Origin of the sequence: Chitinophaga niabensis, assembly GCF_900129465.1 — a bacterium.
Lineage (GTDB): Bacteria > Bacteroidota > Bacteroidia > Chitinophagales > Chitinophagaceae > Chitinophaga > Chitinophaga niabensis.
On the sequence record NZ_FSRA01000001.1, the window covers coordinates 53,175 to 72,872 of the forward strand.

General features: G+C 46.4%; 14 protein-coding genes. 13 read left to right on the forward strand and 1 reads right to left on the reverse strand.

What is annotated here, in order from left to right; all coding sequences use genetic code 11:
• Window positions 1–4 precede the first annotated feature (4 nt).
• Complete coding sequence (locus BUR42_RS00230) at window positions 5–874, reverse strand: AraC family transcriptional regulator (RefSeq protein WP_074237105.1); 870 nt, start codon at window positions 872–874, stop codon at window positions 5–7.
• Between the two features lie 142 nt (window positions 875–1,016).
• Here BUR42_RS00230 and BUR42_RS00235 point away from each other — a divergent pair, with 142 nt between their 5' ends.
• From BUR42_RS00235 to BUR42_RS00295, 13 genes are all read left to right on the forward strand, one after another.
• Window positions 1,017–1,739: an RraA family protein gene (locus tag BUR42_RS00235; protein ID WP_074237107.1), complete on the forward strand. Its 723-nt coding sequence runs from the start codon at window positions 1,017–1,019 to the stop codon at window positions 1,737–1,739.
• 2 nt (window positions 1,740–1,741) lie between these two features.
• Window positions 1,742–3,799: a glycoside hydrolase family 2 protein gene (locus BUR42_RS00240; protein WP_074237109.1), complete on the forward strand. Its 2,058-nt coding sequence runs from the start codon at window positions 1,742–1,744 to the stop codon at window positions 3,797–3,799.
• A 24-nt stretch (window positions 3,800–3,823) separates the two neighbouring features.
• The gene (locus tag BUR42_RS00245; RefSeq protein ID WP_074237110.1) at window positions 3,824–4,537 is read left to right on the forward strand and encodes a hypothetical protein; all 714 of its coding nucleotides are present in this window, start codon (window positions 3,824–3,826) and stop codon (window positions 4,535–4,537) included.
• Between the two features lie 8 nt (window positions 4,538–4,545).
• Window positions 4,546–7,353 (forward strand): glycoside hydrolase family 2 protein, encoded by a 2,808-nt coding sequence (locus BUR42_RS00250; RefSeq protein WP_159442183.1) that lies wholly within the window; start codon window positions 4,546–4,548, stop codon window positions 7,351–7,353.
• A 14-nt stretch (window positions 7,354–7,367) separates the two neighbouring features.
• On the forward strand, window positions 7,368–8,534 hold the full coding sequence (locus BUR42_RS00255; protein ID WP_074237113.1) for a mandelate racemase/muconate lactonizing enzyme family protein: 1,167 nt from the start codon (window positions 7,368–7,370) through the stop codon (window positions 8,532–8,534).
• Window positions 8,527–9,411, forward strand: coding sequence for an SMP-30/gluconolactonase/LRE family protein (locus BUR42_RS00260; protein WP_074237115.1), 885 nt, complete (start codon window positions 8,527–8,529; stop codon window positions 9,409–9,411). The genes BUR42_RS00255 and BUR42_RS00260 overlap by 8 nt, the downstream gene beginning before the upstream one ends.
• The gene (locus tag BUR42_RS00265) at window positions 9,402–11,054 is read left to right on the forward strand and encodes a sodium:solute symporter family protein (RefSeq protein ID WP_074237117.1); all 1,653 of its coding nucleotides are present in this window, start codon (window positions 9,402–9,404) and stop codon (window positions 11,052–11,054) included. The genes BUR42_RS00260 and BUR42_RS00265 overlap by 10 nt, the downstream gene beginning before the upstream one ends.
• Before the next feature lie 8 nt (window positions 11,055–11,062).
• Window positions 11,063–11,242, forward strand: a complete 180-nt coding sequence (locus BUR42_RS00270) for a hypothetical protein (RefSeq protein WP_074237119.1) — start codon at window positions 11,063–11,065, stop codon at window positions 11,240–11,242.
• A gap of 7 nt (window positions 11,243–11,249) precedes the next feature.
• Window positions 11,250–11,978 carry an SDR family NAD(P)-dependent oxidoreductase gene (locus BUR42_RS00275; RefSeq protein WP_074237121.1) on the forward strand — a complete coding sequence of 243 codons (729 nt, stop codon included), beginning with the start codon at window positions 11,250–11,252 and terminating at the stop codon, window positions 11,976–11,978.
• A gap of 252 nt (window positions 11,979–12,230) precedes the next feature.
• On the forward strand, window positions 12,231–15,461 hold the full coding sequence (locus BUR42_RS00280; RefSeq protein ID WP_234979581.1) for a SusC/RagA family TonB-linked outer membrane protein: 3,231 nt from the start codon (window positions 12,231–12,233) through the stop codon (window positions 15,459–15,461).
• A gap of 21 nt (window positions 15,462–15,482) precedes the next feature.
• The gene (locus tag BUR42_RS00285) at window positions 15,483–17,405 is read left to right on the forward strand and encodes a RagB/SusD family nutrient uptake outer membrane protein (protein WP_084185232.1); all 1,923 of its coding nucleotides are present in this window, start codon (window positions 15,483–15,485) and stop codon (window positions 17,403–17,405) included.
• 27 nt (window positions 17,406–17,432) lie between these two features.
• Complete coding sequence (locus BUR42_RS00290; RefSeq protein ID WP_074237123.1) at window positions 17,433–18,608, forward strand: DUF5000 domain-containing lipoprotein; 1,176 nt, start codon at window positions 17,433–17,435, stop codon at window positions 18,606–18,608.
• Window positions 18,609–18,630: 22 nt separating this feature from the next.
• Window positions 18,631–19,680, forward strand: a complete 1,050-nt coding sequence (locus BUR42_RS00295; RefSeq protein ID WP_159442184.1) for a DUF4998 domain-containing protein — start codon at window positions 18,631–18,633, stop codon at window positions 19,678–19,680.
• Window positions 19,681–19,698: the final 18 nt, after the last annotated feature.

Below are 19,698 nucleotides of genomic sequence, written 5' to 3' on the forward strand. Positions count from 1 at the left end.
AACCTTATTTATTCCGGAGGTTCTTTCTGTATTCTGAAGGGCTCAGGCTTGTGATACCCTTAAAACATTTGTTGAAGTTCACCAGGTTGTTATAACCACTTTCCAAAGCGATATTCATAATAGACAGGTCGTCCTGCCGCAACAGCTTGCAGGCATGGGAAATACGTATTTCATGCAGGAACCCTACAAAAGACTTTTGCGTTCTGTCCTTAAAATACCGGCAAAAAGCCGTGGGAGACATTTTTGCCACGCCTGCAATTTCATCCAACGCAATCTCCCGGTGAAAGTTTGTGATCAGGAACTGGTACACATCATTAAAGCGTCCGGCATCTTTTGTTGTCAGTGCATTTTTATAACCATCGCTGGCCAGGTAGTCATAATCTGCGGAATGGCAAAGCAGGTCAATGATATCCAGCAGTATAGATACCTTTTTCAATCCCTCCGCTATGGAGATCTCCCGGAGCCTGCTCAACAATACCCGGTGTGTATCGTTTTTGATCAAAAGCCCCCTGCAGGCTTTGGTGAACAGCATATCCACCTCCCGGGCGGCTTCTGTACCCGCAACGAGGTTAAGTACCATAGAGGGTGCAAAGTATAATACTGTTGCCTTTACCCGGTGATCTTTCTTTTTCTGGAAGAACATATTGTCGTTCTGCCAGATGTGGGGAAGGTTAGGCCCCATCAGCACAAGGTCTCCTTTATCAAAGTCATCGATATGATCTCCCACGATCCGTTTTCCATATCCTTCCTCTATGAGCACCATCTCACAGGTATCATGAAAATGAAAGGGGGAGTTCAGGTAATACTCATCCACGAGTTTTACCCGGAATGGCCTGTCTGCATGCAAACCGGTATCCAGTAATCTTGCTTTCATATCTACAAGGTAAATATTATTGCCATTTGTTGGTGCTTGATGTCCTATTTATGTTAATATATCTTATGTTTTTGTTAGGATCGTTATAAAACCCGGGGTTAAAGTGATCTAATTTGCCGCTACTTTAAGCTAGAAAAGATATATGGAAAAAGTAAGCGAAGGCAAGGTAGCAGGCCCTTTATGGAAAAATGACGATGAGTTGTTTTTCATAGCCAGGAATGAATTGTATACAGCCGTAGTAGGGGATATTATGGACAAGATGGGGTTGCTCTGCCAGTTCCTCCCTCCTGAAATACAGCCACTCCATACGGATATGTTTGTAGTGGGGCGTGCCATGACCGTATTGGAAGCAGATGTATTCACAGAACATGCAGAAGAAGGTCAGAACCCAATTTTAAAGAAGCCATTTGGCCTTATGCTGGAAGCGCTGGACGATCTGAAGAATAATGAGGTCTACATTTGCACAGGAGCTTCCCCTTCCTACGCATTATGGGGAGAGCTCATGAGCACCCGGGCAATGAAGCTGGGAGCAGCAGGGGCCGTAGTAGATGGTTATTCAAGAGATACAAAAGGCATTTTGCAACTGGACTTCCCTACTTTCTCCTATGGCCGCTATGCGCAGGACCAGGCACCACGGGGAAAAGTAATAGATTTCAGGGTGCCGCTGGAGATCAGGGGTGTGCGCATCATGCCGGGAGATATTGTACTGGGGGATATGGATGGTGTTTGTATTATCCCGCGTGCAGCAGAAAAAGAAGTGTTCACAAGAGCTGTCGAGAAAGCAAGAGGAGAAAAGATGGTGCAGCAGAAAATACTGGAAGGTATGAGCGCAGGGGATGCATTTGAAAAATATGGAATTATGTAATTATGCGTAAACAAGCAATGATCATACTGTTTGCTTTGCTATACCTGTCCGCCCATGCACAAACCCAACGTTTATCTCCCCGGCCGGATCATGTAGTATCGCTGAACGGCAAATGGAATTTCCAGGAACAATACCAGATCAATGTACCGGGAGAATGGGTAATGCAGGGTTTTACAATAAATGAAGGAGAAACAGCTGTATATAAACGTTCACTGGAAATACCGGTGGAATGGAAGGGACAGCAGGTGAAGTTACGCTTTGATGCAGTAAGCTCCCATGCCATTGTAAAAGTGAACAACGTAAAAGTAGGTGAACATGAAGGCGGCTTTGTGCCTTTTGAAATGGATATCACCAATGCGCTCAAGGAAAATAACAACATACTGGAAGTGGCTGTACAGGCTGGAACGATCAGTGACCGCCTCGCCTGCACTTCACAATACGCTGCACACACTGTTGGGGGGATCTTACGCAAAGTGAGCATGTTTGCCCTGCCGCCGGTGAACCTTGCAGATATCACTGTCAATACCGTGTTTGACAAACAATACAGGAATGCATCATTACAGGTGCGTACAGTCATTGCCAATGAATCTGCAGGTAATGCTGCCGTGGCTTACCGGTTCATCCTGAAAGACCGGGAAGGGAAGATCGTGCTGCAGCAAAAGACCTCTCAATACACAGTAGCAGCGCAAAGTACAGTGAACCATGAACAGCCGCTGCCCATACGTGCACCACACCAATGGAATCCGGAACAGCCTTACCTGTATGAATTGCAGGTGGAACTATTGCGGAACGGGCAACCTGTTCAGTCCGCAAAACAGCAAACAGGTTTCCGGCAGGTGACCATTAAAGGAAATGAATTACTGGTGAATGGAAGGCCTGTTAAACTCCGTGGGGTGAACAGGCACGAAGTACATCCACTTAGCGGCAGAAGTATTGCGCCCGAACTGCATAGGCAGGATGCCATCTTATTCCGTGATGCTAATTGCAACTATATCCGTACCTCTCACTATCCACCCTCGGAAGAATTCCTGCAGGCAGCAGATGAGCTGGGGCTTTTTGTAGAAAGTGAAGCCGCCCTCACCTGGATAGAACACGGGGCTTCTCCCATCTGGAGATTATGGAATTACCAGGATGAAAAATTCCTGCCCCTGATGATACAAGCCAATGCAGATAATATCATGATGGGGAAGAACCATCCCTCTGTTATTATCTGGTCACTGGGCAACGAATCGCGCTGGAGCCCTTTATGGGAAAAGGTGAATACGTTTGTAAAGAAAACAGATCCGGGAAGGCCCACTACCTTTCATGATCAATGCTGGGGAGGTTTTAATAATGCCGGCAGTAAAGCAGATATTGCCGTGTACCATTATCCTGATATCAATGGGCCTGCAGCGGCCGCAGCATCTGAACGGCCTGTGCTGTTTGGCGAATACGCGCATCTTTCCTGTTACAATCGCAGAGAGTTGATCACAGATCCCGGCGTACGCAGCGCATATAACGCACCGCTGGTCACTTTTTATGATTCCATCCACCACTATAAAGGTTGTCTTGGAGGTGCCATCTGGAGTGGCATAGATGATATATTTCATCTGCCGGACGGACGTATTGTGGGATATGGTCCCTGGGGGCCAATAGATGGGTGGAGAAGGCCCAAGCCGGAATATGCAGGTATGAAAAAAGCATATGCCCCGGTGAAGATCACCTCCGTAAAAGAGGCAGGAGATCACCTGGAAGTAGGTATAGTGAACAGATACGACTTTATTTCGTTAAAGGATATAAAGATCACGGCAAATGGTAAACCATTGACGGCGGAGAATGGAATTTTACGTGTACCTAAAAAAGCACATCTTGTTTTCAATGACCCCCGTGGTTTTGTGGCGAATGAAGAAGTGTTCGGAGAGCCTGAGGCAAAGGAAAAGGAACAACGTAACTGGGAGGTTTCCTGGTCTGAGAACGACGGAGCTATCTTTGTAAAACAAGGGCCAATCACCTACACGATCAATAAGATCAGGGGTGTAATTGAAAGTGTGCGAAAAGGCACAGATACATTAATGACGTAAGGCCCTGTGTTCTGCGTAGTGCCAATGAACAGTGAAGATGGTGGTAAACCGAATGTAGCTGGCGAAACATACCAGAACAATATTTATCCGCTGAAAACATATCCCCAGTACACGCTTTTTTCAAAGGACCTCAAAATAAGCAAAGATGCAGCGGGGGTAAAGATCAGCATGAATGTAACCTATACTACCGGCAGGGCACAACAGTCATACCTGTTTAACACATCAGGAGAACTTGTAACAACATACGAAGTGAATTACAGGGGTAATGATTCCATTCCTTATCAGTACGGCCTGCTTATGCAATTGCCACGCAGGTTCGATCGCCTGCAATGGGAACGAAAGGGGGAATTCTCTGTTTACGCCGCATCAGACATTGCGCGTAATAAAGGAGCAGCCAGGCTGAATGCGAAACAACTGAACGCAGTGGAAGAACATGGTGTTGTGCCCGTATGGCCATGGAAGGATGATGCCAATGAACTGGGATCAAATGATTTTCGTTCCACTAAACACTTTATACGGCAGGTAACACTCACAGATGCAAAGGGCAACGGCCTTGAAGTGATCTCAGATGGTAAACAGGCTTCCCGCAGCTGGCTGCAGGACGAAGGAGTGCAATGGCTGATAGCAGATTATAGTAATAACGGATCAGAACCATTTTATGGAACACCACATGCAGATGGTAAGATCAACATCAGAAGAAAAAGTATTAAAGGAACCGTAACTGTAAAGATGCCATGATAAAAAAAATGAAGTTTATCATAAGTTTATTGAGTCTTCCCGCCATGCTGCCCGCACAGGATTATATGGCTGGTGGCAGAAAAGCACTGGCGCCGGTGCCTGTAGCGGTAAGTGGTATGAAACAACCGGTGATCAGCCTTAATGGTACCTGGGAGATCAGCCTGGATGCCAATAACTGGAAACAGGTTCTGGTGCCGGGAGAGCCTGTTATGCAGGGTGTAGAACTAAAACATGACCAACCATTTAATTACCGCCGTAAACTTACTATCCCGGCAGACGCCGCTGGTAAAACACTGGCTATCCGTTTCAATGGCGTATACAGTTATGCCCGTGTATGGGTAAATGGCCATTTCATCAGGGAACATTATGGCGGTTTTACTGCCTGGGAATGTGATATCACACCTTATGTGCAACCCGGAAAGGAAGCGGAACTTAAAGTGGAAGTAACAGATCGGCTGGATGATATTTCATTTGCCTCCGGATACGCCCATCACCCTATCGGAGGCATTCTCCGGGAGGTACAGCTAATTGCGCGCCCATCTGTGCATATACAAAGATTGTATGCACATGCCACATTGGTGGATGACCTGAAAAACGGAGAGCTGGCATTGGATATTCTGTTGAACACGCCGAAAGAAAATGTGACCGTAGCCTGTACACTCACATCACCCGATGGTAAAAAGATCACTTTCCCGCAGGGAGGAACCAGGACAAAACTGATCAACCCGGAACCCTGGACGGCAGAACGACCCCGGCTTTACCGGCTGGATGTTGCTGTTACAGAGAATGGTAAGATCACTGAAAAGATCACGCAGCAAATAGGTTTTAGAAAGGTAGAAATAAGCAACGATAAACAATTACTGGTGAATGGGAAACCTGTGAAGCTCAGAGGTGCCTGCCGCCATGATATGCATCCATTGCTGGGCCGCAGCACCAACAGGCAGCAGGATAGCCTCGATGTTATCCTTGCGAAAGAAGCCAACCTGAACTTTATCCGTACATCCCACTACCCGCCTTCACAGGATTTTCTTGAATTCTGCGACCGCTATGGCATTTATGTACAGGAAGAAACAGCCATCTGTTTTGTTGGGCAGGATCGTGGTGGAGAATATAATAAACATACCTCCACCCAGAACGATACAGCATATACCAGCCGTTACCTGGGCCAGCTCAGCGAAATGATAGACAGGGATCGTAATCATGCCGCCATCATCATGTGGTCCATCGGAAATGAAAGTAACTATGGTGCTAATTTCCAGCAGGAGTATGATTTTGTGAAAAGAACAGATGCCAGCAGGCCCGTATCATGGTCATGGCCCGGCACTGCATTAAAAGACGGTAAACGTTGTTTTGATATCGCAGTATCGCATTACCCGGTATACAGCGGAAAGGGGAGTGATATGGGCGGCACAGAGAGAGATATGGTTCATCCCGATTATCCCGTGCTTGGCGATGAATGGGCACATGTGGCATGTTATAATACAGATCTCCTTAAATACGATCCGAACGTAAAGGACTACTGGGGCCGTAGTTTGGACACCATGTGGCTGAACCGTTTCGATGTGCGTGGAAATATTGGTGGCGCCATCTGGGGAATGATCGATGAAACCTTCCATACGCCTGCGAAAGTAACCGGATATGGCCCCTGGGGTTTTATAGATGTCTGGCGCAGGAAAAAAGCAGAATTCTGGAATACTAAAAAAGCCTATTCTCCTGTCCGCATCCTGCAAACACATTTTAGTACTGCGGAAGTACTGAAGATACCCGTAAAGAACAGGTTTGATCACACATCCCTTTCTGCTGTGAGCTGTAAATTAACGGCTGAGGGTAAAACTACCACATTAAAGCTTCCTGCCATAGCTCCGCATGAGGAAGGTATGATCAGTCTCAACGTTAAACAATACCGGGAATCATCCCTGCTATTGCAATTCTTTGATGAAAGAAATAACCTCATAGATGAAGAAAAGATCACCTGGGGAACGCGGCATACCCCGCAGGAAAAAATGCAGAAAGCCAGGCTAACCATTGATGAGAATGGGGAACAGGGTACTTTATCTGCGGCCATTATAAATGGAGTGCCTGTAATGACTGGCATGCCGGAGGTAGCGATCAACAGACCTGAACAAGGTAATGCCTTTAAGAACACAGCAGGCAACTTTTCAGAGAACATGAAGATCTCCGGTGTAAACGTTACACGTTCCGGCGATAAGACCATCTATCATCTAAAAGGGCAAACAGGCAACTATCCGGTGTCCTTAAGTGTTACTTTATTTCCAACCGGCCTGGTGGAAGTGAAATATGAAGCAGACAGCATCCCCCGGCACACCTGGGAAATAGGGATTAAGATCCCCGTATCTGCTGAACTGAACAGGATTGAATGGGATAGAGAAGGTTACTGGACAACCTATCCGGAGGGGCATCTTTCCGCCACCCAGGGAAAAGCAGACAGGAAATCAGGAGCTGTGGCGCACTATCGGGAAAAACCTTCCTATAACATTGCGCAATCCACAACAGACTATTACCTCGCAGGCACCACAGACGACAGCAAAGCATCAGTAGATGGTACCGAAGCATACAGAGCAAAAAAGGAGAACATCTATTCCTTTATCCTGGGCAATACTCAAAAGAAAGGCCGCATCCGTGTGATCTCAGCAGGAGATCAGGCAGCAAAAATGAATATAGATGCTGATGGAAAGCAATGGCTTGTGATCAGTGATAAATGGGACTATTGGAGCCTTTCCTGGGGCAATTACCAGGGCACCGTGAACAGATCAAAAAAGGTGAGCGGCACCGTGCGGTTCATCATTGAAGAATAAAACCAAAACAAACAATGAAGATCACAGATGTAAAAGTATGGCTGGTAGAAGGTGTAAAGTATAACTGGACCTTACTGAAGATCTATACAGATACAGGCCATACAGGAATAGGGGAAGCCACCAACTGGCCCGGTAGCCCCATTGTATATCATGCAGCAAAACACGTGGGAGAAAGGATCATTGGCCTGGATCCTATGAAAACAGATTTCATCTGGACGAAATTATATCGGGACCTCAATTGGATGGGCCCCTATGGTGCCAGCCTTTGCGCGATCAGTGGAATAGACATGGCCCTGCTGGACCTTAAGGGGAAAGTGCTGGGAACACCTTGTTATGAATTACTGGGAGGCGCTTTTCGTAAAGAGATACAATTATACGCCAACTACTGGTTCACCGGTGGCGGTCATAATGCGGCAGACTATGCCACACAGGCAAAGAAAGTGAAAGAGGCTGGTTTTACAGGACTGAAGTTTGATCCCTTTGCGCATACAAACTATTTGTACGGAGAAGACCTCTCTTCCAATCTTACCTTAACACCTGCGCAGCAGGACCTTGCATTTGATGTGAGTAAAGCTGTGCGGGATGCTGTTGGGCCAGACTTTGATATCATGATAGAAACACATGCCATGCTTAATTTCAGAGTGGCGGTAAAAATGGCGCAGCGCCTGGCAACATTGGATATCACCTGGTATGAAGAACCAGCAGGCCCTGAAAGTGCCGATACATTGCGGGCCATGAGAGAGCGTATCCCGTCCAGTGTTTCTATCTGTGTAGGCGAGCGGCATTATACACGTCATGGTATCCGGCCATTGCTGGAAAAGAATGTCTGCGATATCATGATGCCTGACATTACACGTTGCGGGGGACCATCTGAAATGAAAAGAATGGCCACTATGATGGAAGCCTATAACGTGTTGCTAGCCCCGCATAATCCCAACGGACCTTTGTCAACGCTGGCATCCGCCCATGTCTGTGCATCCGTGCCTAATTTCTTCCGGCAGGAATTTATGTTCAATGATGTTCCCTGGAGAGATACAGTGATAGATCATCCCATTGCTGAAATGGTTAAAGATGGTCATCTTCATTTGAATAACCGCCCGGGATTAGGCGTGGACCTGGTGGAAGCGGAAATGGAAAAACATCCCGGCATCCTTCAACCACGTTCCGGATTTTATGTATAGGGAATGGCAGGCAGCAGTGCTGCACAGAAGCAATACTATGCTCGGAGAAGGGCCTTTCTGGGATAGCGGAAAGAAAACGGTCATGTATGTAGATATTGAAGGAGAAAAGATCTGCGCTTTACGTACCGAAACAGCGGCTTATGGTGAGATGAAAGTGAACCGCAGGATTGGGATGATCATACCCGCCGGGCGAAATAAACTACTAATGGGTTTGCAAGGCTCAATTGATCTATTGGATACAGCATCGGGTGAACAGTGGATGGTTGCTCCTGTAGAATGGGATAAACCAAGGAATCGTTGTAATGATGGTAAATGTGATGCAGCCGGCCGGTTATGGATAGGTACCATGCATATGGATGGAGAACTTCATCAGGGTGCATTGTACCGCTATGATGGAACACTTCGGAAAATGCTTGATAATATCAGCGTGTCTAACGGTATCTGTTGGTCTGCAAACAACAGTAAAATGTATTATATCGATTCCATGGACTATAATATCAAAGCTTTTGATTTTGATCTGGCAAATGGAGAGATCAGCAATGAAAGTATCATCGCCCAAACCGGATTTATACCAGACGGGATGTGTACAGACGAGGAAGGTATGTTGTGGGTAGCCATGTGGGGAGGCGGGTGTGTACACAGGTATCATCCGGAGAGCGGAGAGATCATAGGCAAAATACTGGTAGATGCTCCGCATGTAACCTCCTGCGCATTTGGAGGCCCTGATATGAACCGCTTATTTATCACCACCGCAAGAAGCGGGCTTACCCAAAGTCAACTGGCACAGTTCCCGGACAGCGGATCTTTATTTGTGGCGGAATTGCCTGTAAAGGGAATACCTGCCCATTCATTCTCCAGTACTACGTTATGCATTTAGAACTGATAGATTACGCGATCATTGCCCTTTACTTTGTTTTTGTAGTGTCCATTGGGTTGATGCTGAAAAAGAAGGTGAGAACAGGCAACGATTTTCTCATGAGCAACCGGAGCATCCCGCTCTGGATCACCAGCCTTGCTTTTATCTCTGCCAACCTGGGAGCGCAGGAAGTATTGGGGATGGCAGCCAATGGAGCCAAATACGGTTTGTACACTGTTCACTTTTACTGGCTGGGTGCTGCCCTTGCCATGATCTTCCTGGGCGTTTACATGATGCCTTTCTACTATGGCAGCAAGGCGAGAAGCGTCCCTGAATACCTGAAGCTCCGCTTCGATGAAAAAACAAGAACTTTTAATGCACTCACTTTTGCAGGTATGACGGTATTTTCATCCGGTGTTTCCCTTTATGCATTGGCCATGCTGATGCAGGTAACGCTGGGGTGGGATTTTGATATGTCTGTCTGGCTGGCTGCAGGCATTGTACTGGTCTATATCTTCCTGGGAGGGCTCACCAGCGCGGTGTACAATGAAGTGTTACAATTCTTCCTCATTGTATTAGGCATTGCTCCGCTTGTATTCATAGGCCTGCAAAAAGCCGGTGGCTGGGAAGGTATTGTACAACATGTGGATGATGCAAAATTACACGTATGGAAAGGGCTCTCATCGCCGGAGAATAATCCCATGGGCGTGGATGCAATAGGTATGGTGTTCGGCCTTGGGTTTGTACTGGCCTTTGGTTATTGGTGTACAGATTTCCTTGTAGTGCAGCGCGCAATGATCAGTCGTAATCTGAATGATGCCAGGAGAACACCTGTAATAGCGGCTATTCCCAAAGTACTGATGCCATTGATTGTTATCCTGCCCGGTATCGTACTGCTGGCATTGCAACAACAGTTCGCAGGATTTCAGCTGCCGGTGAATGCGGCAGGCGAAACGGATTATAATATGGCATTACCGGTGATGTTGAAACAATTATATCCCAGCGGTATGCTGGGGGTAGGTATTACTGCTCTCATCGCTTCTTTTATGAGTGGCATGGCCGGAAATGTGACCGCCTTCAATACTGTTTGGACCTTTGATATCTATCAGTCCCACATCCGTAAGGATGCTTCAGAGAAACATTACCTGTATGTAGGCAAGATCACTACGGTTGCAGGTATTGCAGCATCTGTGGCCACTGCTTATGTGGCGCGTGGTTACAATAGCATTATGGACCTGCTGCAACTGGTGTTCAGCTTTGTGAACGCACCGCTCTTTGCTACCTTTTTCCTGGGTATGTTTTGGAAACGAACCACCGGGCATGGGGCTTTCTGGGGATTGATAGCGGGTACACTTACTGCTGCTTTTGTTCACGGTATTTCCGTAGCGGAAGGGAAAGGGGGATGGATAGTGCCGCTTACCGGTTTTTATTCCGGTACCAGCCAGGCGTTCACCATTGCGTGGATCGCCTTCCTGGTATGTTTGGCAGTTACCATCCTTATCAGCCTGTTTACTGCCCCAAGGGAAGAGAAAGAGCTGGAAGGCCTGGTGTACAGCCTTACGGAAAGGATAAAGGATACAGAGAAGCGCTGGTATAAGAATCCCTTGTGGTTAGGAGTGATCGTATTGGTGATAACAATTGTTTTCAACATAATTTTCTTTTAATTGCATCTATGAACAGGTTCCTGGATCTGCGTTTTGTAATAGGGCTTTTCTTTTTGCTGACAGGTACCATCCTGCTGCTGCATAAAGTATTTCACCCGGAACAGCCGGACGTCAATCTATGGTGTGGCGGGCTGTTTGTATTGTTCGGGCTGCTTATGACAATGTTGTCAAAGAACGAAAAAGAATAACATCCATATGGCACTTGCAATTGATTTAAAAGATAAAATTGTGATCGTTACCGGATCTGCATCCGGGATTGGTGCCGGTATTGCAGCTATGATGGAACAGGCTGGTGCTGTGGTGGAAGGCTGCGATATCAATGCTCCCCGATCAGTGGATGTAACGGATTTGAATGCCCTGGAAACATTTGTTGCAGATGTGATAAAAAGACGGCAGCGGATAGATATATTGGTTTCCTGTGCCGGAGCCAATGTTTTTGAAGGAGTTGCGCAATGTACCACCGCACAATGGGATAACAATATACAATTGAACCTCAGTTCCCACTGGCAGGTAGCAAAGTTATGTAAACCTTACCTGGAGCAAAACGGCAACGGTGTGATCATCATTATCACCTCCAATCATGCATATTCAACCATACCCGGTTGTTTTCCCTATAATGTAGCTAAAACAGCATTAACAGGCCTCGTTCGCAGCCTGGCCATAGAATGGGCTCCTGCCATTCGTACTGTGGGTATTGCTCCTGGTTTTATTGATACGCCCGGCAACCAGGAATGGTTCAATGCACACGTTACGCCCGATGAAGAAAAAGCCCGTACCGTAAACCTTCACCCCGTAAAAAAGCTGGGCACGCCGGAAGAGATAGGTGCATGGTGTGTGTTTCTTGCCAGCCCTTTCGCATCCTTTAGTACAGGTACTACCTATGTGATAGACGGCGGCCGTTCTGCATTGATGCAGGATAGTTGAGAATTGCTGGAAAATGCTAGGATTATTATGAAACTTGCTAAGATCGTTTATATCTAAGCTGCCGCTTCTCTTACTTTTGTTGAGCTGGTATAACTGGCAATTACTGATCAACAAATATATTCAACCAAATTAATTCAAGGCTATTGCTGTACACCTGTATGAGGTGAATGTTCTGGTATAAATATGCCAGACCTACTCTTTATTGTTTCCACTACTACCAGCTAAAATAATTCCATCGTAAACAACACATGTATGAAGAAAATGGCTACTAATTACCTATGCAAGTGGCATTTGCGCAAACACAATTTTTATCAGGCCCTGCTAATCCCATTCTTTCTGTTATTCAGTTCCGGACTGCATGCTCAATCCGCCCGGAGCATCCAGGGTAATGTGACCGATGAAAATGGCACAGGTATTCCAGGGGTAACAGTTCTGATCAAGGGAACCAAAACCGGTACCAGCTCAGATGAAAAAGGGCATTACATAATACAGGTGCCGGCAGGGAAAGATACACTCAGCTTTACCTTTATTGGTTACGTAGCTAAAGATGCAGCTATCGGCAACCGCAGCACCATTAATATGCAACTGGAACCCGCTGCTTCCACCCTGAGTGATGTGGTGATCGTGGGGTTTGGTACACAAAAGAAAACAAGCCTCGTGAGCTCTGTTACCAGCATCAATCCTAAAGAGCTGAAAGGGCCCACCAGTAACCTGACTACCATGCTGGCCGGCCGCCTGGCCGGTGTTATATCCTTTCAGCGTTCTGGTGAGCCGGGTGCTGATAATGCTCAGTTCTTTATTCGCGGTGTAGGTACTTTCGGTACCGGTAAAGTAGATCCGTTGATCATGATCGACGGTATTGAAAGTGATAATACTTCATTGGCAAGATTGCAGGCGGATGATATTTCCGGATTCTCCATTCTGAAAGATGCCACAGCCTCCTCCATATATGGTGCACGTGGGGCGAATGGAGTGATATTGGTGACCACCAAACAAGGGGAATCCGGTAAAACCCGCTTTAATGTACGGGTAGAAAATTCCACTTCTTCCAATACAAAGAATTTTCAACTGGCAGATAATATTACATACATGCGCCTGGCCAACGAAGCATCGTTAACAAGGAACGCATTAGGTGCAGCACCTTATTCCCAGAATAAAATAGATCATACGGCTGCAGGCGATGATCCTTTGCTGTATCCAAATAACAACTGGGTTAAACAGATGATCAAGGATTACACCAATAACCAGCGTTACAATATGAATGTAAGCGGCGGGGGTGATAAACTGCAGTACTATCTTGCCATGACGTATAATGTGGACAATGGAGTGCTGAAAATTGCACCCCTCAATGATTTTAACAGCAACATTAAATTGCGCAATTATTCCGTACTGTCAAACGTAACACTCAATCTTACCAAAACAACAAAAGCACTGGTAAGCCTGAAGGGGCAGTTCGATGACTATAATGGACCGGTGGGTGGCGGTGCACGTATAATATCCAGCGTATTGACGGCTAACCCTGTTTCTTTTCCAGCCATTTATCCGCAATCTTATCTCCCTTATGCCAAACATCCGCTTTTTGGCAATGCGCTTATTCCCGGAACTACCAGGGACCTGTTTATCAATCCTTATGCGGAAGCAGTGCGTGGTTATCAGCAAAGTAATACAAGTACACTCACAGCACAGTTGCAGTTAACGCAGGATATGAGCGGCATCACACCCGGCCTGAATGCAAGGCTGATGGGTTATACCACCCGCTATTCCAGCTTTGATGTGGCTCGGCAATACAATCCCTTCTATTACCAGGTATTTACGGAGGATGGAAAAACACCAGCGGGCATTTCTCACCTGAATAATAATATTCCAGGTATTGGACAGATTGGAGGTCAGGCGCCTACTGAGTACCTGGATTATCGCCCGGGGGAACGCAAGCAGAACACAACTACTTATACGGAGCTGCAATTGAACTATGGCCGCACCATAGGCCAGCATAATGTAACCGGCATGCTGATCGGGCGGATGTTCAATTATCTCACAGGCGGGGCTACCGATCTTCAGTTATCATTGCCTAAAAGGAACCTTGGCGTAAGCGGCAGGTTCACCTACGGCTTCGATGACCGTTACCTGTTTGAATTTAACTTCGGATATAATGGCTCTGAAAGATTTGCTACTAATAATCGTTACGGCTTTTTCCCTTCTGTAGGTATCGGTTGGGTAGTTTCCAATGAACAGTTCTTTAGCGGCCTGAAAGATCAGATCAGCAATCTTAAATTCAGAGCTACCTACGGTCTCGTAGGGAACGACCAGATCGGCAGAGACGCGGATCGTTTCTTTTTCCTGTCGCAGGTGAACCTTAATGATGCCAGCAGGGCAGCGATCTTCGGAGAACGATTTGGCTACATCCGCCCCGGTGTTTCCACTTCCCGTTATGGGAATAACAATGTTACTTGGGAAAGGTCCAAACAACTGAACTATGGAATGGACCTTACTGTGTTTAAATCATTGACGCTGATAGTGGATGGTTACAGGAATAAAAGAAGGAACATTCTCATGACACGGGCAGATATACCTTCCACAGTAGGCCTGCAAACAATTCCACAAGCCAATACCGGCGAAGCAGAAAGTAATGGGATAGACCTTGCACTGGATTATAAGATCGCACGCGGCAGTGATTTCTGGCTTACTGCCCGGGGCACCTTTACCTACGCCACCAGCAAATTGCTGGTGAACGAAGAGCCAGCATTTGGCCCTGACCAAAGATATCTCTCCCGAGTTGGCTGGTCGCTGAGGCAACAGTTTGGTTTCATCGCAGAACGTTTGTTTATTGACGAGAAAGATGTAGCGAATTCGCCCAGGCAATTTGGTGACTATATGGCCGGCGATATCAAATACCGTGATATTAGCGGAGATGGCCAGATCACCAACGACGACCTTGTGCCGATAGGTTTACCTGATTATCCGGAGATCCTTTATGGATTTGGTTTTTCACTCGGGTTCAAAAACTTTGATCTGAGCATGTTCTTTCAGGGTTCTGCCCGTAGTTCATTCTTCGTCAATCCTTCTGCTATTTCTCCCTTTGTGCTGAATCCTGTTAACCCGCTTAACTCTAACCAAACATTAGGTACAGGTTATCAGAGCGGCTTGCTGGATGTGATCGCAAAAGATCACTGGTCTGAAGATAATCGTAATTCATATGCTTTCTGGCCAAGGCTCAGCAATACTTATGTTCAGAATAACCTGCCCGCATCCACATGGTGGATGCAGGATGGCGCATTCCTTCGCCTGAAAACAGCAGAGCTGGGCTATAATTTCCCTAAGAACCTCACCCGCCGTATAGGATTGAACAGCGGCAGGTTATACATGAACGGATTAAACCTGCTTTCTTTCAGCAAATTCAAATTATGGGATCCAGAAATGGGTGGCAATGGGCTGGGGTATCCTATCCAGCGTGTATTCAACGTAGGTGCCCTGATCGGGTTTTAATTATTCCAAAAAGTTATTGACATGATAAAGAAGAAATATAAACACTTTATATACGGATTGGCCGGGTTGTGTTTTGTAACACTTTGGATCCCCGGATGTAAAAAAGCATTCCTGGATGTAACACCGGATAATATAGCCACGGTAGAACTTGCATTTAATTCACAGAGCGAAGCGGAAAAATACCTGTTCACCTGTTACTCCTATTTACCTAATGACGGAGAAGTGCAGGAGAATCCTGCATTTATGGGCGCAGATGAAATGTGGATGGAATTTCCTACAGTAAGGATCAGCAGCTATGTCTGGAACATCGGGAGAGGTAATCAGAACAAGGCTGCCCCATTTGTAGATTACTGGGGAAGCAACACTTCGCTTTACAGGGCTATCAGGGATTGTAATGTTTTCCTGGAAAATGTGCAGGACCTCAGTAAAGTACCTGATCTTGGGATAGATATGCGTACGCGATGGATAGGTGAAGCGCAATTCCTGAAAGCATATTACCACTATATCTTATTAAGGAACTATGGGCCTATTGTGATCGTAGATAAGAACCTTCCTATCGATGCACCCATTGCTGAAATGCGTGTAAAACGCATGCCGGTTGATTCCGCAGTAAATTATATCAGCGCACTCCTGGATACAGCATCCACAAGATTACCGGAGCGTATCCAGAATAATGCTACTGAAATGGGGCGTATCACCAAAGTAATTGCAGCCGCGGTAAAGGCTAAGTTATTACTCATGGTGGCCAGCCCTTTATACAATGGCAACCCGGATTTTGCCACCTTCAAAAATAAAGACGGGTCTTTATTATTTAACCCCACTTTTGATATCGCTAAATGGCAGCGTGCTGCGGATGCCTGCAAGGCTGCTATCACAGCTGCGGAAGCAACAGGCAGTGCCTTATATGTGTTCCCACCATCTCCTGAGTTTAATATTAAAGATACTACCAGGATACAAATGAGCCTGCGGGGAGCTGTTTCAGAACCCCTCAACAAAGAAGTGATCTGGCCGCTCACCAATTCCACCACATTCAACTTACAGGCATTCTCAATGGCACATACAGACCCTGCACAGTCTTCTAACACAGGCTCTATTGCCGTAATGGCACCTACAATGAAAATGGTGTCCTTATTCTATACAAAGAACGGTGTACCTATCGCAGAGGATAAAACACTCAGCTTTGTTAATCCAACCGAATTGAGAACGGCCGTAAGGGCGGAGAAATATAATATCATCGAAAACTATAGAACTGCCCGGATCAATTTCGACAGGGAACCCCGCTTTTATAGCTCCCTTGGGTTTGACGGTGGCGTTTGGTACATGTCTAACAGTACCTCCAACTCAGATGATAACACATGGACGGTGCAATCCAAAAAGGGACAGTTTGGTAGCGGCCTGGCAACTCCTATTACAGGGTATTATCCCAAGAAACTGGTGAACAGGAAATTCATCTGGCAGGCGAACAATGCCATATTTGTGGAGAACTACGCATGGCCGGCAATTCGCCTGGCAGATATGTACCTGATGTATGCGGAAGCGCTGAACGAAGCGCAGGGGCCTGTAGCAGATGTGCATGAATATATCAACAGGGTGAGAACAAGAGCAGGCCTCAGATCGGTAGCAGAATCCTGGAGTAACTTTTCATCCAACCCCTCCAAGTATTCCTCAAAAGAAGGCATGCGGGCTATCATCCGCCAGGAACGTACAATTGAACTGGCATTTGAAGCCAACAGGTTCTGGGACCTGAGAAGGTGGAAAGAAGCAGGGCAGCAGCTGAACGGGAATATACAGGGCTGGGATGTGAACCAGTCAGACATCAACCTCTATTATAAAACACAAACATTCTTTACACAAAAGTTTGTAGTACCACGTGATTACTTCTGGCCCATCGGAGAAGCGGATATGCGTGTGAATCAAAACCTGGTACAGAACCCTGGCTGGTAATTATTCTTTCTCAAAAACTTTAATCACATGACCAAATATATCTTAGTACTAATGTTCCTGCTGGCCATATCCTGTAAACAGGAAGTGTTGCATGAGCCGGTAGAAAAAGGGCAGGGCGCACCCGGAGAGGTTTCTAAAGTAGAGGTGCTGAATAAGAATGGGGTGGCTGAGATCACTTATACTTTGCCATCCAACCCGGACCTGTCTTATGTGAAAGCAGTATATGAAGTTGGTAAAGGTACCAAACGGGAGATCAAAGCCTCTTATTATACCAATCGTATGGTGTTGGATGGCTTTGGTGATACGCTTGAACACAAGGTGGAGCTCTATGCAGTGAACAGGGGAGAACAGGTATCCAAGCCTGTTGTTGTTACAGTGAAACCATTGGTGTCTCCTATGACGCTGGCATTCCGGGACCTGCGTGTAGTGGCAACTTTTGGCGGTATCAATATCCAGGCGCTTAATAAATTCCGTTATCCGCTGGTGATCATGCCTATGAGAGATACAACAGGAAATGGAGCCTTTGCCAATCTGGATAACATATACACGGAAGATTCCATTATCAACCGCAGCATCCGCGGGCTCGATACTGTTGCTACTAAATTTGCATTCGCTATCCGGGATCGTTTCCTGAACTATACAGATACCCTGTATGCAACGCTCAAACCGATCTTTGAGCAAATGCTGAACCGCCTGGATTTTTCAGCCGTTAAATTGCCCAATGATGCTGTGTACGTATATGGCACCAACCAGGAAATGATGTGGGATGGCCGCGCCGGTAACGGATGGCCCAGCGCATTCACAGATGAGGCAGCCGGTTCTCCTCAGTCCATCACCATGAACCTGGGAAAAGCAAGTGTGCTGAGCCGCCTGCGGATCCGGCCCTACCTTGAAATTGGCAACAACTTTTATATCAGGGGTAACCCACGCTATTTTGAGATCTGGGGTTCCAACAATCCTAACCTGAACGGCGATTGGGCCAGCTGGACAAAACTGCTGGATTGTGAAGTAATAAAACCTTCAGGTCAGCCCTATGGTACAGAAACAACGGCAGACCAGGAAAAGGCCAGGATCGGTTGGGAGTTTGATTTTCCTCCCGGAACACCCGCCTACAAATATCTCCGCATCAGGGTATTGCGCACCTGGCAGGGGCAGTTCGGCTTCTGTATTTCCCAATTGCAGATCTGGGGTGCACCATTGTAATGCTTAATTAAAAAGAATGTACATGAAACAAAAATATATAAGGCGCTCATTGTTCATCTTAGTAGTTATACTGGCTGCTGCCTGTACAAAACGGGATGATTACAAAAAATACCAGGTGAACGGGGAAATCTCTTACCCCGGTATTATGGACTCTGTAAAAGTAATGGCCGGAAAGAACAGGGTACTCGTAACAGGGCTTTTTACTTCTGATCCCAAGATCACTATGTACCGCATGTTCTGGAACAGCAGGCAGGATTCCATAGAAGTACCTGTTGTCAGAAAGGGGGATGTGGACACTACGAGAACAATCCTCAGCAACCTGGTAGAAGGAGCCGTGACAGTGGAGATCAGAACTTACGATGCTAAAGGTAACAGGTCTATTCCTGTGTTCACTGTCGGCAATGCATATGGCGTACAATATGAATCCGCTATTAATAACCGCAGTGCTACTGCCATGACGGTCACAAAAGCAGGATTGAATATTACCTGGGCAGCGATTGCGACCAACAGTCCTTTCACCAGGCTCACCTATGCCAGTACTGATGGAAGCACAAAAATGATCAGGGTGCCCGGAGCAAATGTGAATACGCTCGTGGCAGATTACAGGTATGGTACAAAAATACTGGTGCATTCCGGGTATCTCCCGGAACCCACTGCCATTGACACATTTTTTGCCACAAAACCAGATACACTTAAAAAAGAGAACGCTCTGGCCGGTGTATATGTGAGCGGGGGGCTTAGAACAAACTATACAGGCGCCGTGGCTAATAACGTAGTAGCAGGTACTACTGTGCTTTCCGGTGATAAGACCAGTACAGAACTCAGTGCAGATAAAATAGAGGTAGATTATGCGAACCTGGGCGGCAGTGGCTGGAAATATGTGTTCACTTACGATGGTACCACTATCTCAGTAGCGCCTAATGCCACCATGATGGCAGGCATTGCTCCCGGTTCTTTCATCATACAGGGCCTTACATTTAATAGGGCTACAGGTATTATAGATGTTAAGACCGTTTATACCAATACCACTGGTGATGCAAGAAAAGTAGAAGAGACTTTGACTATGAAATAATATACTGTACACTTTCAA

What these genes read in the sequence shown, in the direction of transcription:
- BUR42_RS00260 (WP_074237115.1), top strand. Translation starts at nt 8,527, where the DNA reads ATGTATAGGGAATGGCAGGCAGCAGTGCTGCACAGAAGCAATACTATG.
- BUR42_RS00280 (WP_234979581.1), top strand. Translation starts at nt 12,231, where the DNA reads ATGAAGAAAATGGCTACTAATTACCTATGCAAGTGGCATTTGCGCAAA.
- BUR42_RS00285 (WP_084185232.1), top strand. Translation starts at nt 15,483, where the DNA reads ATGATAAAGAAGAAATATAAACACTTTATATACGGATTGGCCGGGTTG.
- BUR42_RS00235 (WP_074237107.1), top strand. Translation starts at nt 1,017, where the DNA reads ATGGAAAAAGTAAGCGAAGGCAAGGTAGCAGGCCCTTTATGGAAAAAT.
- BUR42_RS00255 (WP_074237113.1), top strand. Translation starts at nt 7,368, where the DNA reads ATGAAGATCACAGATGTAAAAGTATGGCTGGTAGAAGGTGTAAAGTAT.
- BUR42_RS00270 (WP_074237119.1), top strand. Translation starts at nt 11,063, where the DNA reads ATGAACAGGTTCCTGGATCTGCGTTTTGTAATAGGGCTTTTCTTTTTG.
- BUR42_RS00295 (WP_159442184.1), top strand. Translation starts at nt 18,631, where the DNA reads ATGAAACAAAAATATATAAGGCGCTCATTGTTCATCTTAGTAGTTATA.
- BUR42_RS00250 (WP_159442183.1), top strand. Translation starts at nt 4,546, where the DNA reads ATGAAGTTTATCATAAGTTTATTGAGTCTTCCCGCCATGCTGCCCGCA.
- BUR42_RS00230 (WP_074237105.1), bottom strand. Translation starts at nt 874, where the DNA reads ATGAAAGCAAGATTACTGGATACCGGTTTGCATGCAGACAGGCCATTC.
- BUR42_RS00265 (WP_074237117.1), top strand. Translation starts at nt 9,402, where the DNA reads ATGCATTTAGAACTGATAGATTACGCGATCATTGCCCTTTACTTTGTT.
- BUR42_RS00240 (WP_074237109.1), top strand. Translation starts at nt 1,742, where the DNA reads ATGCGTAAACAAGCAATGATCATACTGTTTGCTTTGCTATACCTGTCC.
- BUR42_RS00275 (WP_074237121.1), top strand. Translation starts at nt 11,250, where the DNA reads ATGGCACTTGCAATTGATTTAAAAGATAAAATTGTGATCGTTACCGGA.
- BUR42_RS00290 (WP_074237123.1), top strand. Translation starts at nt 17,433, where the DNA reads ATGACCAAATATATCTTAGTACTAATGTTCCTGCTGGCCATATCCTGT.
- BUR42_RS00245 (WP_074237110.1), top strand. Translation starts at nt 3,824, where the DNA reads ATGAACAGTGAAGATGGTGGTAAACCGAATGTAGCTGGCGAAACATAC.